Origin of the sequence: Kitasatospora saccharophila (assembly GCF_039529925.1) — a bacterium.
In the GTDB taxonomy this organism is placed as follows: domain Bacteria; phylum Actinomycetota; class Actinomycetes; order Streptomycetales; family Streptomycetaceae; genus Kitasatospora; species Kitasatospora saccharophila.
On sequence record NZ_BAAANS010000007.1, the window covers coordinates 123,468 to 138,534 of the forward strand.

The window sequence follows — 15,067 nt, forward strand, 5'->3', positions numbered from 1 at the left end:
TCGGCAGTGCCGCGCCCGCTTCGCTCCGTCCGGCCGGACTGTGGCTTGAATGCTCATCCGCCTGATGCGTCGGGCTTCCAGTCACGCGGAGGCTGGCAGGGGCTCCTCCGGATCCCGGCCCCTGCCGGGATTGACCGATCTGCTCCCGCCGAGTGCTGAACGGGCCTCACAGTGCGGTAAGGCCAGGTGCGAGGCTGCGACCGCTGACCGGTCTCTGGCCGGGAAGTCAGCGAGTGCGGTTCTCCTCCTGCGTAAGCAGGCCGAGAACCGCGCGCCTGCCCCAGTGGTTGCGCCGGCGTTCGGCTTGGTCGCGGTCGACGAATGCGCCGACCCCGTACTCGGCCGACGACGTTAACGCGATCTTGTCCCACCCGCCCTCGGCAGTGGCGAACTCCTCGCCGCTCAGCTCGGTGCTGATGTGATGCTCATGGAGCACTGCCTTCACGGCGGCCTCGGTCTCGCCCTTCGTCCGGAACCGACGTTCCCCGATTCAGAACTCCACCATGCGATCGCCCTTTCGATTTTCCGCCGCGGACGCCCGCGACGTCTCGCTGCCACCAGGTTCCACGCCGGCATCCGGTGTGGGGCCTTACCGTGGCACGACCGCCCGGTCCCGCTCCAACCGAGTGGTTCTGGTGCATCTGCGGCGAGGACCTGTTCCTGGTTCGCGGCGTCATGGTCGAGGTGGGCGGCGAGGTCAGGTCGGGGTGGTGCTCCAGATGTTCCAGGCTCTCTCCGGCACAGAGCCTTCTCTGGCACGTACTCCGGCTCGTACGGTGCAACTGTGACAAGCTCCGACAAGATCGCCCTCGTCTCGGCCGTCATCGCTGGCATGGCCTTCGTGGCCGCTGTCTTCAGCTGCGTCTGGGCGGTGAAGCAGACCCGGATCGCCCGCGAAGCCGTCGCCACCAGCGAGCGCGCCAACCAGCTCAGCGCGGAGGCCAACACCACGGCAGCGCAGGCCCTCACCGTCTCCGAATTGGGTGCGCTGGATGCACGAAAGGCTCGACTTGCCACGGCAGCTCCCCAGTTGGCAGTCACTCCGGGCCAGGTCGAGTGGCCTCCACTTCGCCAAGCCGTGGCAGCATGGTCGCCCGGCAGTTCCTGGCCCAGCGATTACATCTTTCGCACTCCACGCGATGAGAACGTTCTGCTCGGCCTTCGCTACACCCTGACGATACGGAACATCGGCACGGACACAGAGTTCATGCTGCATGGGAGCATCGCGCCGACCGACCCGCTCTTCGTGGCCAACGCGACGCTCGGCACACGCGTTGAGCTCGCTGCTGGCGAGTCCGTCACCGTGACCTTGGAGCAGTATGAGCCCCTGCACCGCTGGATCGACGACCATCAGACCCGCAGGGCGGGCGGTCCTGGTAAGTATGACCTTCGGTCGTGGATCAGTTGCAGCGATGGCCGGGACGAGGGAATCATCGGCATTATCAACGGGTTCGTCGCACTCTTGGGACTGGAGTACATCGAAGAGGAGACCGGCTCCTGGAGGTTCACCAATGCGCATGCCGCGTTGCCGGGACAGCAGTGGCCGCCGACCCGCCCATGGGTTGCCCCCATGGAGCTGAAGTATTACGAGTCGAAGATCAACGATCGGCCACTGCAGGCGTGACCTTGCTGCCCCCGGTCAGGGTACAGCGCGTCTCCCCACTTCTGGTCGCCAACAAGGTGGTCGGCGAGCCCGTGGCCGGGGTGGTACTCCAGCCGGTTGTACCACTGATTGGTACGCGGGTTCTGGCGGTCGGATCGCCCCGGAAGACCCAGCTCGGTTGCATAGCCTCAGAGGGCGGATCGGCCGACACCGCCCAGCCTGCCGGGTAGTGGGTTGCCTGGGCGGGACTCCCGCCCAGCTCCCTGCGAATCCGGCAGGCTGGTGCCAGTTCAGGAGGTGGGTACGGGCTTGGCCAGCGGGCGGGCGCGTTCGTACAGCTCGCGTGCGTGAGCGTTGCGGCGGTGTGGGCCGATCGCGGTGAGCATCGCCCGGTAGCGGTCGTCAGCCCGGCCTGACTGGACGTGCGGATAGTCGTCCAGCGCGCGGTGCCACTCGGCTACCGCCTCTTCCAGCCGGCCTTCCTGGAGCTTCCACTCGGCGAGCATTGCGCGGTGCCGCACCCGCGCCCGCCGGTACACGGTGGGGCGGATCTTCTCGGACTGCTCCATCGCGCGGATCGCGGTGCCGCGGTGGCCGAGTTCATAGTTGACCTGGGCGACGTGGTAGGCCAGGGAAGACGGGTCGTAGGAGCCGTGGGCCTTGGCCTTCGACTCGGCCTTCTCCATCGCGATCTCCGCCTCGTGCAGCATCGCCAGCGCCCCGCTCGCGTCGCCGGTCTGTGCGAGTGCGTGGGCCTGCTGCCCGGCGAGGAACGCGCGCATCCTGGGCCCGGCCTCGGGGGAGGCGGCCGAGGCGGCGTACGCGTACCTCAACGCGGCGGCGCCGTGGCCGAGTTCGACGGCCTGCACGCTCATGCCCCGCAGGGTGGTGCAGTAGGTGAGGTGGTCGCCGGCGGCGCCGGCGAGTTCGAGGGCCTTGGTGTAGTAGCTCTGGCCGAGCATGTCCAGGCGCTCGTCGACGGCCATGTAGCCGGTCAGGTACAGGTGGTCGGCCGCGGCGGAGAGCATTGCCCGGCGGACCTCGTCGGAGGCGTCGGCCTTCAGGTACGGGGCGATGTTGTTGACCATGAAGGCGGCGGCCATCGGTCGGGCGGTCCGGCCACCGAACTGGTCGTCGAGTTCGCTGATCCGCTCGGTCATCTGGATCACCGCGTCGACCTCGGCCATGCCGATCCGGGTGTGCGGGTCGGTCCTGATCCGTTCGAACCGGCCGAGGACGTCCTTCCAACGGGGGATGGTCAGGGCGACCGAGTACAGGCCCGCGCTGAGCACGCCCCTTCGCGATGGGTCCATGTCCGTGCTCCCCAGGTCGATCAGTCCCGCCACGGTATCCGGCGAGGCGGCCTGGACGTCGGGCTGATCGGCGAATCCTGCCTCGAACGCGGTGATGGGGCGGCCGAGCCGGCGGGTGAGGGCTTCGAGGACGACGGCCCGGTACTTGGCCATCGGGCGGGTGCCCGAGAGCCAGTGCGAGACCGCGGACTCGTCGTACCGCAACTTGATCCCGCTCTCGGTGCCGGCCCGGTTGACCGCGCGGGCGAACTCGCCGTTGCTCGACCAGCGGCACTGCGCGATCAGCCCGGCGAGCTTGCCGTTCGGCGTCCGCATCCGTGCTGCCATGCCAGCCCCCCGGCGAGGTTTCAAGGGTTTCAAGCGTCCGGGGTCTCTCTACCGTGTTCACGCCCGGCGCACACCTGTTGACTCGGTGTCAGGTCGACCGGGCACGAGAACGGCGCCCGGTCCAGCCTTCCCGTTCGGCGGCACCCACCACTGCGTTCGGTTCATCCCGGTGGCGTGGGTGCCGCTCACCAAGCGCCGCCGAAGGGCTCCGTCATGGCCGTCAGTTCGTCGTTCCACCTCGTGAGAGACCCCTCCCAGGTCCGGCCCGCCCGGCGCCGGGTCCGGACCCTTGCCGTCGGCTGGGGCATCCGCCTGGAAGAGGACACCCGCACCGCGCTGGACGTGATCACCTCGGAGCTGGTCACCCACGCGGTGCGGCACTCCAAGGGCGCGATGCTGACTGCCGCTGTCCACGCCGACCCGGTACGGCGGTTGGCGATGGTGCAGGTTTCCGGCGGCTCGCTGATCCTGCCTCGGGCCCGCACGGTCGGCTCGGACCCGGAGGCCGGCCAGGGCATGTTCCTGGTCGAGCGCCTCGCACGCGACCACGGCGCCCAGCGGACCGAGGCCGGGAAGCGGATGTGGGCCGAACTCAACCTGCCCGAACAACCGCTGATCCGCCGCCAGCTCCTGCTGCAGCCCCGCCGCGCGGCCCGGAGGCTGTTCGACCGCTTCCGGCCGCCTCAATGGCCCCTGCACCCCCGTCCCCGCACCCCGCACGGAAGCACCCCACTTTTCCCGAGCACCAGCTGTCCGACCCGATCGAGGAGGCACTGACGTGCACGAACTCATCGCCAGCCGGTTCCTGGACGACTACCTGGTCGTCCATCCCGGCAGCACCGCCGGCATCAAGGTCCCGCTGCGGCAGTACACCGACCTGGAGCGCGCAACCGCCGCGGGCGAGGCCACCCCGCCCTGGCTGGTCAAGGCGGCCCGGCAGCGCTGGGCGATGGACCTGACGCCCGTCCGCCCGCTGCGGGACTACCTGCTGGTCCGCGCCGCGGCCGACCCGCAGTACAGCCGCGCGTCGTGGGAGATCAACCTCGGCTGCAACTACGACTGCGAGCACTGCTACCTCGGCGAGAAGACCTTCGAGGGCCTGAACATGGACGACAAGGCCAGACTCCTGCACCTCATGCGCGACGCCGGGGTGCTGTGGCTGCAGATCACCGGCGGCGAGCCGACCGTCGACCGCGACTTCACCGACGCCTACACCCTCGCCCACGAGCTCGGCATGATGCTCACCGTCTCCACCAACGGCTCGCGCCTGTGGCAGCCGAAGATCCTGGACGTCCTCACCAGGATGCCCGCCTACCGGGTCGTCGTCTCCGTCTACGGGGCCAGCGCCGCCAGCTACGACGGCCTGACCCGCCGCAAGGGCTCCTTCGCCACCTTCCACAAGGGCATGGCCGCCGCCCTGGAGGCCGGAATCCCGATGCGGCTCAACCTCGTCGTCACCGAGCACTCCACCGACGAGGAGGCCGCGATGGTCGCCATGGCCGAGAACTGGGGCCTGGAGCACAACAGTTACGTCAACATGGCCCCCACGATCTACGGCGGCGCCGAGTCGCTGCCCGCGCAGTCCGCCAAGCACCTGCGGCAGCGGAAGGTGTTCACCGGCTGCAACGCCGGCCACACCTTCTTCCACTCCGACCCGCACGGCAAGGCGTCGATCTGCAAGGTCGGTCGTGACCCCGGCGTGGACCTCATGACCGAGGGCCTCGACGGCCTCCGCCGCCTGGGCGCGATCGCCGACTCCCTCATGCTTCGCACCGGTGGATGCACCGGCTGCCGGCTGTCCGGCTCCTGCGGGGTCTGCCGGCCGATGGCCAAGCTCTACCAGGAGGCGAAGGCCCCACTCGCAAGCTACTGCCAGCACGGACGACCCAGGGAGGAGGTGTCCGCATGAACCCCCAGGCCATGATCCAGCTCGGAGTCACCCGCGCCGGCGCGGTCGACATCGAGCTCGTCGACGACCTCGACGAACTCGCCGAGTCCACCAAGTGCTCCTGCAACGCGGGCGACGACAACCCGTTCTAAGACACTGAACGGTCGAAAACCCGCAGGCCCCGGTCGCTTTCGCGCCGGGGCCTGCGGCGTGCGGGGCCGGTGGGTAGGGTGCTCGCATGCGCTTGACGTGGGACTGGATGAGCCCCGTGGTGACCGTGCCGTTCGTGCCCACCCTCGGGCCGGTCCACCCCGACGCCCTCACCCCCGGACTGTTCGCCGACGTCATCGACATCGCTGGCACCGGCCGCTTCCTCGCCTACGACAAGGACCGCCGCTGGTCGGACACCAAGGACGAGACGATCCTGCCGCTCGACCTCGTCCACCGCCCCGACCTCACCCTCATCCCCACGCTGTCCACCCGCGGCACCGGCACCCTCAAGGTCCACCTCTACGGCGACCCGACCGACGGCCACCAGGAAGAGGCTGCCGACCTCGCCGCAAAGCTCGCCGCCGCCCACAACGCAGCCAGGGCCCGCGTCCTGTCCTTCCAGGCCCCCGGCCAAGCGGCCAGCACTGCTGCCGAGGCCTGCACCCGCCTCCAGCTCCGCGAGTTCACCCCCGACCGGCCCACCGTCCAACCGGACGCCGTGCAGCCGCTGGAGGCCCACCCGGAGGCCGTGCAGGCGACGTTCGCCGACTTCGCCGACGAGCTGGCCGGAGACGGCTTCGCCTTCCTCCACTCCCGCATGCAGACCGGCACCGTCGGCCCCGTCCTGGTCACCGTCGCCGACGACGGCCGGGTTGTCGGCGCGATCGGCCCGATGGAGACCATGCCCGATTCCGCCGACCGTCCCCGCTTGCTGCCGCAGTACTTCGGCGTCCTGCCCGACCTCCGCGGTCACGGCCACGGCCGAGCCCTGTGGCGGGCCGCCATGCACTGGGGGCACACCCACGGTGCCGACTACCAACTCTTGCAGACCGAGATCGGCGGAGCCTCCGACGGCCTCTGTCGCTCCGAAGGACTCACCGACCTCGGCCTCGTCCACGCCGACACCCTCTGACCCGCAGCCACCCAAAGGCGGCGGTTCAGGCCGCGACGGGCAGGTGGTCGGCGACCAGGGTGGCGAACTCCTCCGGGGTCAGGATCCGGATGCCCAGTTCCTCGGCCTTGGTGCGCTTGGAGCCGGCCTTCTCGCCCGCGACCAGCAGGGTGGTGCGCTTGGAGACCGAGGATGAGGACTTGCCGCCGGCGCGCTCGACGAGTTCGTTCACCTCGTTGCGGGAGAGGGCGGCCAGCGGGCCGGTCATGGCGCCGGTGACGACCACGGCCTGACCGGCCAGCGGGCCGGCGGCCCCGGCCGCCGCGTCCTCGGCGGGCTCGGCGGTGGGCGCCGGGGCGGTGGGCTCGGTGACCCGGGTGCCGACGCCGAGTTCGGCCAGGCGGTCCAACAGGTCGGTGAGGTCGGCGAGTTCGGACACCACCAGGCGGGCCTTCTCCGGGCCGATGCCCTCCACCGCCGCCAGGCTCTCCGCGTCCGCCGCCCGGATCGCCGCCATCGAGCCGAAGTGCGCCGCGATCCGCCGCGACATGCTGCGCCCGGTGCCGCGCACGCCCAGCGCGCACAGCACCCGGTTCAGCGGGCGGGTGCGGGCGGTCTCGATCGCCGCGAGCAGGTTCTCGGTGCTGGTGTCGCCCATCCGCTCCAGCGAGAGCAGCTGCTCGCGGGTCAGCGTGAACACGTCCGCCAGGTCGCGGACCAGACCGGACTCCACCAGTTGCACCGCCCGGGTCGACCCCAGGCCCTCGATGTCCAGTTGGTCGCGGCCCGCCGCGTAGACGATCGACGCCACCGTCTGGCAGTTGCGCCCCCGCACGCAGCGCCAGCGCTGCTCGCCGGTGTCGATCGCCTCCCCGCAGCGCGGGCAGGCGGCCGGGAAGACGATCGGCCGCTCCTCGCCGGTGCGCTCCGCCACCAGCGGTGCCTCCACCCGCGGGATCACGTCCCCCGCGCGGTAGACGAAGACCCGGTCGCCCAGCATCAGGCCGCGCCGGGTGATGTCCGCCGGGTTGTGCAGCGTCGCGAACGAGACCGTCACGCCGTCGATCACCACCGGCTCCAGCACGGCGCGCGGCGCGATGACGCCGGTGCGGCCCACCGCCCACTCCACCGCCAGCAGCCTGGTCACCTTGTGCTCCGCCGCGAGCTTGCGGGCCACCGCCCAGCGCGGCGCCCGCGAACCCGAACCGGCCTGCGCCTGGTCGGCCGCGTCGTCCGCCTTCACCACCACGCCGTCGATGCCGAACGGGAGTTCCGACCGCAGCGCGGTGATCTCCTCGACCCGCCGCTGCACCTCCTCGACGCCCGCGCAGCGCAGCGGCGCGGCCGCCGTGGAGGCCGCCGTGTTCGCCCCGAGCGCGGCCAGCCGCTCCAGCAGCGCGCTGTGCGCCAGTTCTTCGTCCAGGCCCACCGCGTCGTACCCGAAGAAGGTCAACTCGATCCGGTACGGCCGGTCCTTGGCCCGCAGCGTGCCCGCCGCGCCGTTGCGCGGATTGGCGAACGGCACCGCGCCGTGCGCCGTGCGGACCTCGTTCGCCCGCTCGAACTGGGCGTGCGTGAGCAGGACTTCACCGCGCAGCTCGACGTCCAGCGGCTCGGTCAGGACGGTCGGCAGGCCCAGCACGTCCCCCGCCGTGTGGGTGATGTCCTCGCCCGCGAGGCCGTTGCCGCGGGTCAGCACCCGGCGCAGCACGCCCCCCTCGTACCGGGCCGCGACGGCCAGGCCGTCCAGCTTCGGCTCCACGCACCAGCCGGCCGGCGCCCGACCCAGCCGGCGCTCCAACGAGGCCGCCCAGTCCGCGAGTTCCTCGCCGGAGAACACGTTGTCGAGCGACAGCATCGGCACCGAGTGCGGTACGTCCCCCACCGCGGCGCCGCCCGCGACCTTGCCGGTCGGCGACTGCTCCGAGACCTGCTCCGGATGCGCCTGCTCGTACGCGGCGATCGCCCGCGCCAGCGCGTCGTACTCGTCGTCCCCGAGGGTCGTCGTCCCGTCCGCGTAGTAGGCGGCGGCGGCCCGCGCGGCAGTGGCGACGGCGTCGGCGTAGTCGCCGGAAGAGAGCAGATCGGCCTTGTTCATGACCGTCATCCTTCCGTCCGGCACTGACAACCGACCGGTTCCGACCGGTCGGTCAGCCGTCGTCGCGCCGCCGGTCGAGCCGGGCCCGCAGGGCCAGCAGGGCGAGGCCCGCGAGGGCGGCGCCGCCGGCGGCCGGGAGCAGCACGGAGGCGCCCCCGCTGCCGGTGGCGGCGAGGTGTCCGCCGCCCGGGCGGACGGGGGACGGCGAGGGCGACGCGGACGGGCCGGTGCGGTGGCACTCGACGGTGTTGGTGACCTCGGCCCGGGTGTGCGCGGTGTCGAGGGTGAGCGCGCTGCCGAGCGGGAGGTCGACCGGGGCGCCGTTCAGCGCGGTGATCCGCCGGTCGGTCAACGTGCAGGCGGGGTCGGCGAGTTCGGCCCGTTCGGTGACGGTGGCCCGGTCGCCGATCCGGTAGCCGGTGCGCGCGGTGCCCCACGGCTGCGGCGCGGCCGCGGCGCCGTCCGGCCCGGTCAGCGAGGCGGTGGCGGTGAACCCGGCGGGCTGGCCGCCCTCCGGGTGGACGGTGCCGTCGATCCGCCAGGTCTTGTCCACCGTCAGGTCCGCCCCGGCCGGGGCGGCGGCGGGCCGGTTGTAGACCGTGCAGCTGACCGCGGCGAGCCGGGGCAGCTCCAGGGCGAACCCGGGGCGGTCGGCCGTGCCGGTGTCGGAGACGTCCACCGGCTGCCCGGTGTCGAGGTTCACGCAGACCGCGTTCTTGCCGTCCTTGGTGACCAACTCGTAGCCGTCGTGCTGGACTTCGCTGATGTCCAGCGAGGCGGACGGCCGCTCGCCCAGCTCCGGCTGGAAGACCACCGAGCCCGTCCCGTCGTCGGTCGTGGTCAGCTCCCGCGGCAGCCCGCCGACGCCCGGCGTGCCGGTCGACGCCCCGAACGTCCAGCCCGCCGGGGCGTTCACCGCACCCGTGGTGTCCTCGCCGGTGGTGCCGGCCGGGACGAGCTGCTTGACCACCGTCACGCTGTTGTCGCAGTGCGACAGCGCCAGGTCGTGCAACTGCTGCCCGGCGGTGGCGAAGTCCTTGGTCTGGAAGTAGTCGGCCGCGGTCAGGTCGCCGCCGTCGGCGTACGCGGTCGGCCCCGAGAGCGCCCGCAGGTTCAGCCCGGAGACCCCCTCGACGCCCTTGCCGACGCCCAGCGCGATCAGCCGACTGCCCTTCGCCTTCACCGCGTTGGCGGAGAAGACGCCGTTCTCGACGTCCCGGAAGTGGGTCCGCGAGCCGTCGCCCTGGGCGTCGTCCGCGAACCGGGTCGGGTTGCCGTCGGTCAGCACCACCACCGCGTCGTACACCGGGGCGGCCCGCGCCACCGACCACAGCGCGGTGTCCCAGTTGGTGCCCTTGCCCAGCGTCCAGTCCGCGTACAGCGACTTGAACTCCGCCGCGCCCGCCGGCGTCGACACCGGGTGCAGCTCCGGGTGGTTCGCGCTCACGCCGGTCGCCGGGGACGCCTGGTCGAAGGAGAACACCGCCAGCCGGGAGGGCGTGCCGGTCAGCGCGTCGGTGAAGTGGTCCGCGGCCGCCTTCAGGAAGGGCAGCTCGCTGCCGACCGAGGCCGACAGGTCCAGCACCAGGGCGACGTCCAGTCCGCAGTGCGCGGGCAGCGGCGGATTGTTCCGCGAGTCCTGCCACACCCCGCCGGAGGCCGTCGGCAGGTTCCGGTAGTCGTCGCTGATCATGAAGTCGGCGGTCGAGCGGTACGTGTTCCCGGCGGCCAGTGCCGGAGTGCGGAAGACGTACGGGGAGGCCACCGAGTCCGAGCCGCTGCCCGGGCCCGTCCGCAGCGCCGGATTGGCGAACCAGCCCGCCGGAACCCCGCCGTCCGGCTGCCGCACCGTCAGCTCCCGACCCGCGTTGGCCCCGCCCGGGCCGGTGTCCGGCACCCGGAAGGAGCAGTCGCCGTCGGCGTCCGAGACGCACACGCCCCACCCCGGATCGACCGGCGCCGCGTCCCCCTCCGCCGCGAACAGCCCCAGCCGGACGCCCGCCAGCGGCCCCACGGACTGCGCGCCCGTCCGGTCGCCGCCCGTGCGCACCGTCACCACCGCCTCGCCCGCCCCGGGCCCGGGCACCGCGGCGGGGGCGGCCCCGACCGCACCGAGTACGGCCAGGGCGGCCAGGGCGGAAGCCGTCACGGTGGCCCGTCGCATCGTTGATCCTCTCGTCGCGCCGCAGGTCGGCCCGACGCTATGCCAGCCCGCCGGGCGCCCGGGGATGCCACGCGGGCGCGTCACCGGAGCGGACGCGGCGGGTGCGGCGGCCGACCCGGTGGGTGCGGTGGGGAACGTGCTGGGTGCGGTGGCGGACGCGGCGGTGCGGGCCGGTCAGCGGACCCAGGCGGCCGGGAGGTCGGCGTGCAGGGCGGCGAGAGCGGCCGGGGTGCGGGCGGTGGCGTGCAGCCAGCGGAGGTTCCCGAGGCCGTCGTGGCGCAGCAGGCGGCCGGGGGCGGCGTACCAGCGGATCGGGGATTCGTCCCAGCTCGCCCACATCGGGTGGTCGGGCAGCGGGAGACGGGTGTGCAGGGTGTGCAGCGCGGGCAGCCGGGCGGCCGGGAGTTCGCAGGCGTCGTAGTGCTGGGAGCCCAACAGCAGCTCGGTCAGGGCGAGTTCGACCCAGGCCAGCGACATCCGCTCCAGGAACGGGGTCCACTCGCGGCCCGTGGACAGCACCACCGGCGGGTCCTGCCGGCCGAGTTCGGCCAGCGGGATCCCCCAGAACGCGCAACTCTGGTTCTCCTCGCGGAAGACGAGCACCCCGTCCGACTCCTCGTCGACGTACAGCCCGGACGGCGGGACCAGCGGGTCCTGGTTGCGGGTCAGGTCGTCCCGGCGGCCGAACAGGGCGTAGCCGGAGCGCAGGGCTGCGGGCAGCGGAAAGCCCAACCGGGCCTCTGCGGCGGCGAGTTCGTCCGCCGGACAGCCGTCCTCCGGGGCCAGTGGACGGTCGGTCCAGGCGGCGGCCAGCCAGCGGACGAACTCCAGCGCCCGCGCGGGGGAGTGGAGGCCCCCGCGCAGGGCGTGAGCGGCGTCGGGGAGGTCGTCCATCAGGCCGGGCGGTGGGCGGCGGCGAACGCGGCGGCGTCCCAACTGCCGCCCAGGGACGGTGCGATGGCGGCGGCGGCGAACGGCCGGAAGGTGGCGGGGGTGTGGGCGGCCGCACCGGACGGGAGGGCGCCGAGCAGGGGGGCACCGGCGGCGGTCGGGAGGTCGGCGAGGTTGCAGCGGGTGGCGAGGTCCGGGACGGCGGGCCAGCAGCCGATCACCACGCCGTGCAGCGGCAGGCCGCGCCGGTCCAGCGCCTCGGCGGTGAGCGCGGTGGCGTTCAGGGTGCCCAGGCCGGCCGCCGCGACCAGCAGGAACTCGACCTCCAGGCCGAGGCCCCGGCAGGCCAGCGCCTGGTCGGCGAGGGTGCGCCCCCGCTCGTCGTAGCGCACCAGCAGCCCGCCCGCCCCCTCCACCAGCACGGTGTCGTGCTCGGCGGCCAGACCGGCCACGGCCTTGGCCACGTCGTCCGGATCCAGCGCCGGCAGCCCGGCCCGGCGGGCCGCCGTCTCGGGCGCGAGCGGCTCCGGGTAGCGGGCCAGCTCGACCGCCCGCACCAGCGGCCCGGCCAACCGGGCCACCTCGGCGGCGTCCCCCAGCTCGTCCGGCCCCAACCCGGTCTGGCCGGGCTTCAGCACCGCGACCGGCCCCGGGCTGAGCGCGGCGACGGCAGCGGTGGTCAGGGTCTTGCCGACCTCGGTGCCGGTGCCGGTGACGAACAGGACGCGGGACATGGCGTTGGTGCTCCTGGCTGGGGGTGCTGGAGGTGCTGGGGCGGGGCGGACGGGACGGGAGGCGATCAGGTCGGCGGCGGACGGGGCGGGGCCGGAACGGACGGGCCTGGACGGCCAACGGGTACGTCCGGCCCGGTGGCCTAGCCGGTGCCGGTGCCGGTGCCGACGGCGGCGTCGGCGTGGGTCGCGGTGGAGGCCGCCGCCGCTGCGGCGATCGCCCGGCCGATGGCGGCGACGTCCGCGTCCGCGGTGACGAACGGCGGCATGGTGTAGATCAGGTCGCGGAACGGCCGCAGCCAGACGCCCTGTTCGGCGGCGGCCCGGGTCGCCGCGGCCATGTCGACGGGGGCGTCCAGCTGCACCACGCCGATCGCGCCCAGCACCCGGACGTCCGCGACGCCGGGCCGTCCGGCGCAGGGCGCGAGCGCGGTGCGCAGGGCGGACTCGATCCGCCGCACCTCGCCGCGCCAGTCCTGCGAGAGCAGCAGGTCGATCGAGGCGTTGGCGACGGCCGCCGCCAGCGGGTTGCCCATGAAGGTCGGCCCGTGCGCCAGGACCGGGACCTCGCCGCGCGAGATGCCCTCGGCGACCCGGCCGGTGCACAGGGTGGCGGCCAGGGTCAGGTAGCCGCCGGTCAGCGCCTTGCCCAGGCACATCACGTCGGGGGAGACGCCCGCGTGGTCGGCGGCGAAGAGCTCGCCGCTGCGGCCGAAGCCGGTGGCGATCTCGTCGAAGACCAGCAGCACGTCGTGCGCGTCGCACAGCTCCCGCAGCGCGCGCAGGTAGGCGGGGGAGTGGAAGCGCATCCCGCCGGCGCCCTGCACCACCGGTTCGACGATGACGGCGGCCAGTTCGCCCGCGTGCCGCCCGATCAGCTCGGCCAGGTGCGCGAGGTACGCCGGGTCGGCGGGGGCGTCGTACCCGGCGGGCGGCTCGTCGGCGAACAGCTGCCGGGGGAGCACGCCGCCCCACAGGTGGTGCATCCCGCCCTCGGGGTCGCAGACCGACATCGGGTGGAAGGTGTCGCCGTGGTAGCCGCCGCGCCAGGTCAGCACCCGGTGCTTCTCCGGGCGGCCGAGCGAGCGCCAGTACTGCAGGCACATCTTCAGGGCGACTTCGACCGCCACCGAACCGGAGTCGGCGAGGAACACGTGCTGCAGCGGCTCCGGCGTCAACTCGACGAGTTTGACCGCGAGTTCGACGGCCGGACGGTGGGTGAGGCCGCCGAACATGACGTGGCTCATCGAGTCCAGCTGGGTGCGCACCGCCGCGTCCAGCACCGGGTGCCGGTAGCCGTGCACGGCCGCCCACCAGGACGACATGCCGTCCACCAACTCTCGGTGCCCGCCCACCGGTTCGGCCAGCCGCAGGCGCACGCCCGCGGCCGACTCCACCACGAGGGGCTGCACCGTTCCCGGCATCGGGCCGTACGGGTGCCAGACGTGCGCCCGGTCCAGTTCGAGCAACCGGGCGGCGTCCAGGTGTTTCTGACGTTCCATCAGGTGCATCAGGCGTTCGGGGCCAGCTCGGTGCCCGCGCCGCGGCGGCGCACCCGGACCAGGTCGGTGCGCGCCTCGTCCTCGGCGGCGTCGGTCGCGTCAGCCGCGTCGGCCGCGGCCGCGACGGTTTCCGGAACCTCGCCGTGGCCGCCGCACGGGCCGCAGCCGGTGCCGCAGCCGCCGCCCGTCCCGCAGCCGCCCGGCTGCTCCTGGTGGCCGCCGCAGCCCGCGCCCGCGCCGGCGGTGACCCGGTGGCGGGGGAGGGTGGTCTGCCCGGCGCCCTCCACCTCGAACCCGGCGTCCTTGATCATGTCGAGGTCGGCCTGCCCGGCCTGGCCCTCGCTGGTCAGGTAGTCGCCGAGGAAGATCGAGTTGGCGATGTGCAGGCCGAGCGGCTGCATCGAGCGCAGGTGCACCTCGCGGCCGCCGGCGATCCGCACCTCGATGTCGGGGCAGACGAACCGGACCATCGCCAGGATCCGCAGGCAGCGCTGCGGGGTGAGGTTCCACTCCTCCGCCAGCGGGGTGCCCTCGAACGGGATCAGGAAGTTGACCGGCACCGAGTCCGGATCCAGCCCGCGCAGCGCGAACACCACGTCGACCAGGTCCTCGTCGCTCTCGCCCATGCCCGCGATCAGGCCCGAGCAGGCCGACAGGCCCGCGCCGTGCGCCTTGGTGACGGTGTCCACCCGGTCCGCGTAGGTGTGGGTGGTGGTGATGTCGCCGTAGGTGGCCTCGGAGGTGTTCAGGTTGTGGTTGTACGCGTCCGCGCCGGCCGCCTTCAGCCGTTCGGCCTGGTTGTCCGAGAGCAGGCCCAGGCAGGCGCACACCTCGACGCCCTCGTCCGCGCCCTTGATCGCCGCGATGGTGTCCGCGACCCGGTCGATGTCCCGGTCCGTCGGCCCGCGCCCGCTGGCCACCAGGCACACCCGCTTGGCCCCGCCCGCGACGCCCGCGGCCGCCGCCTCGGCGGCCTGGTCCGGCTTCAGCCAGGTGTACTTGAGGATCTCCGCCTTCGAGCCGAGGCGCTGCGAACAGTACGAGCAGTCCTCCGGGCACAGCCCGCTCTTCAGGTTCACCAGGTAGTTCAGTTTCACCCGCCGGCCGAACCACCGCCGGCGCACCCGCCCGGCGGCCGCGACCACGTCCAGCAGTTCGTCGTCGCCGGTGGCCAGCACGGCCAGCGCCTCCTCCCGGGTGGGAAGTTCCCGGCGGAGGCCCTTGTCGGTGAGGATGTCGAGGAGGTCCATGGCCCGATCCTGCCCGCCCCGCCCCGGCGTCCGCCAGAGGGAACCCGCCAGAAGATCGCCCGCAGGCTGTGCGAGTTGTCACAGTGTCGCGGCCCACGGTGACCGCCCGGCCGCCGGGTCGACCGGAGAGGGGGGAAGGGCGGACCGGAGAGCGCAGCAGGGCGGACGGGGCGGCCCGGGACGGAGGGGAGCGGTCAG

At 73.0% G+C, this 15,067-nt stretch carries 13 protein-coding genes; 5 read left to right on the forward strand and 8 right to left on the reverse strand.

Going from position 1 to position 15,067, the window contains the following annotated elements; genetic code table 11:
* Positions 1-226 precede the first annotated feature (226 nt).
* Positions 227-445, reverse strand: coding sequence for a hypothetical protein (locus ABD345_RS07565; RefSeq protein ID WP_344551085.1), 219 nt, complete (start codon positions 443-445; stop codon positions 227-229).
* 339 nt (positions 446-784) lie between these two features.
* On the opposite strand from ABD345_RS07565, the gene ABD345_RS07570 reads away from it, so the two are divergent.
* The gene (locus ABD345_RS07570) at positions 785-1,624 is read left to right on the forward strand and encodes a hypothetical protein (protein ID WP_344551086.1); all 840 of its coding nucleotides are present in this window, start codon (positions 785-787) and stop codon (positions 1,622-1,624) included.
* 269 nt (positions 1,625-1,893) lie between these two features.
* Here the strand turns inward: ABD345_RS07570 and ABD345_RS07575 are convergent, their stop codons facing one another.
* Positions 1,894-3,243 (reverse strand): NsdA family TPR-like regulatory protein, encoded by a 1,350-nt coding sequence (locus ABD345_RS07575; RefSeq protein WP_344551087.1) that lies wholly within the window; start codon positions 3,241-3,243, stop codon positions 1,894-1,896.
* A gap of 240 nt (positions 3,244-3,483) precedes the next feature.
* Here ABD345_RS07575 and ABD345_RS07580 point away from each other — a divergent pair, with 240 nt between their 5' ends.
* The 4 genes from ABD345_RS07580 (at position 3,484) to ABD345_RS07595 (ending at position 6,254) form a co-directional block, all read left to right on the forward strand.
* Positions 3,484-4,020 (forward strand): ATP-binding protein, encoded by a 537-nt coding sequence (locus ABD345_RS07580; RefSeq protein WP_344551088.1) that lies wholly within the window; start codon positions 3,484-3,486, stop codon positions 4,018-4,020.
* Between the two features lies 1 nt (position 4,021).
* Complete coding sequence (locus tag ABD345_RS07585) at positions 4,022-5,152, forward strand: radical SAM protein (RefSeq protein WP_344551089.1); 1,131 nt, start codon at positions 4,022-4,024, stop codon at positions 5,150-5,152.
* Positions 5,149-5,283, forward strand: a complete 135-nt coding sequence (locus ABD345_RS07590; RefSeq protein ID WP_344551090.1) for a hypothetical protein — start codon at positions 5,149-5,151, stop codon at positions 5,281-5,283. Before ABD345_RS07585 ends, ABD345_RS07590 begins: the two co-directional genes overlap by 4 nt.
* Positions 5,284-5,369: 86 nt before the next feature.
* A complete protein-coding gene (locus ABD345_RS07595; RefSeq protein WP_344551091.1) occupies positions 5,370-6,254 on the forward strand; it encodes a GNAT family N-acetyltransferase in 885 nt (294 codons plus the stop codon).
* A gap of 25 nt (positions 6,255-6,279) precedes the next feature.
* On the opposite strand, the gene ligA is transcribed toward ABD345_RS07595, so the two are convergent.
* The 6 genes from ligA to bioB all read right to left on the reverse strand — a co-directional run bounded on the left by ligA (position 6,280) and on the right by bioB (position 14,869).
* On the reverse strand, positions 6,280-8,340 hold the full coding sequence (gene ligA / locus ABD345_RS07600) for an NAD-dependent DNA ligase LigA (RefSeq protein ID WP_425556780.1): 2,061 nt from the start codon (positions 8,338-8,340) through the stop codon (positions 6,280-6,282).
* Positions 8,341-8,383: 43 nt separating this feature from the next.
* Positions 8,384-10,495 carry a vWA domain-containing protein gene (locus tag ABD345_RS07605; RefSeq protein WP_344551093.1) on the reverse strand — a complete coding sequence of 704 codons (2,112 nt, stop codon included), beginning with the start codon at positions 10,493-10,495 and terminating at the stop codon, positions 8,384-8,386.
* Between the two features lie 174 nt (positions 10,496-10,669).
* The gene (locus ABD345_RS07610) at positions 10,670-11,389 is read right to left on the reverse strand and encodes an SMI1/KNR4 family protein (protein ID WP_344551094.1); all 720 of its coding nucleotides are present in this window, start codon (positions 11,387-11,389) and stop codon (positions 10,670-10,672) included.
* Entirely contained in the window at positions 11,389-12,120 is a 732-nt protein-coding gene (gene bioD / locus ABD345_RS07615; protein ID WP_344551095.1) for a dethiobiotin synthase, read from the reverse strand. The genes ABD345_RS07610 and bioD overlap by 1 nt, the downstream gene beginning before the upstream one ends.
* 140 nt (positions 12,121-12,260) lie before the next feature.
* The gene (locus ABD345_RS07620; RefSeq protein WP_344551096.1) at positions 12,261-13,619 is read right to left on the reverse strand and encodes an adenosylmethionine--8-amino-7-oxononanoate transaminase; all 1,359 of its coding nucleotides are present in this window, start codon (positions 13,617-13,619) and stop codon (positions 12,261-12,263) included.
* Positions 13,620-13,627: 8 nt separating this feature from the next.
* The gene (gene bioB / locus ABD345_RS07625; protein WP_344551097.1) at positions 13,628-14,869 is read right to left on the reverse strand and encodes a biotin synthase BioB; all 1,242 of its coding nucleotides are present in this window, start codon (positions 14,867-14,869) and stop codon (positions 13,628-13,630) included.
* Between the last annotated feature and the right edge of the window lie 198 nt (positions 14,870-15,067).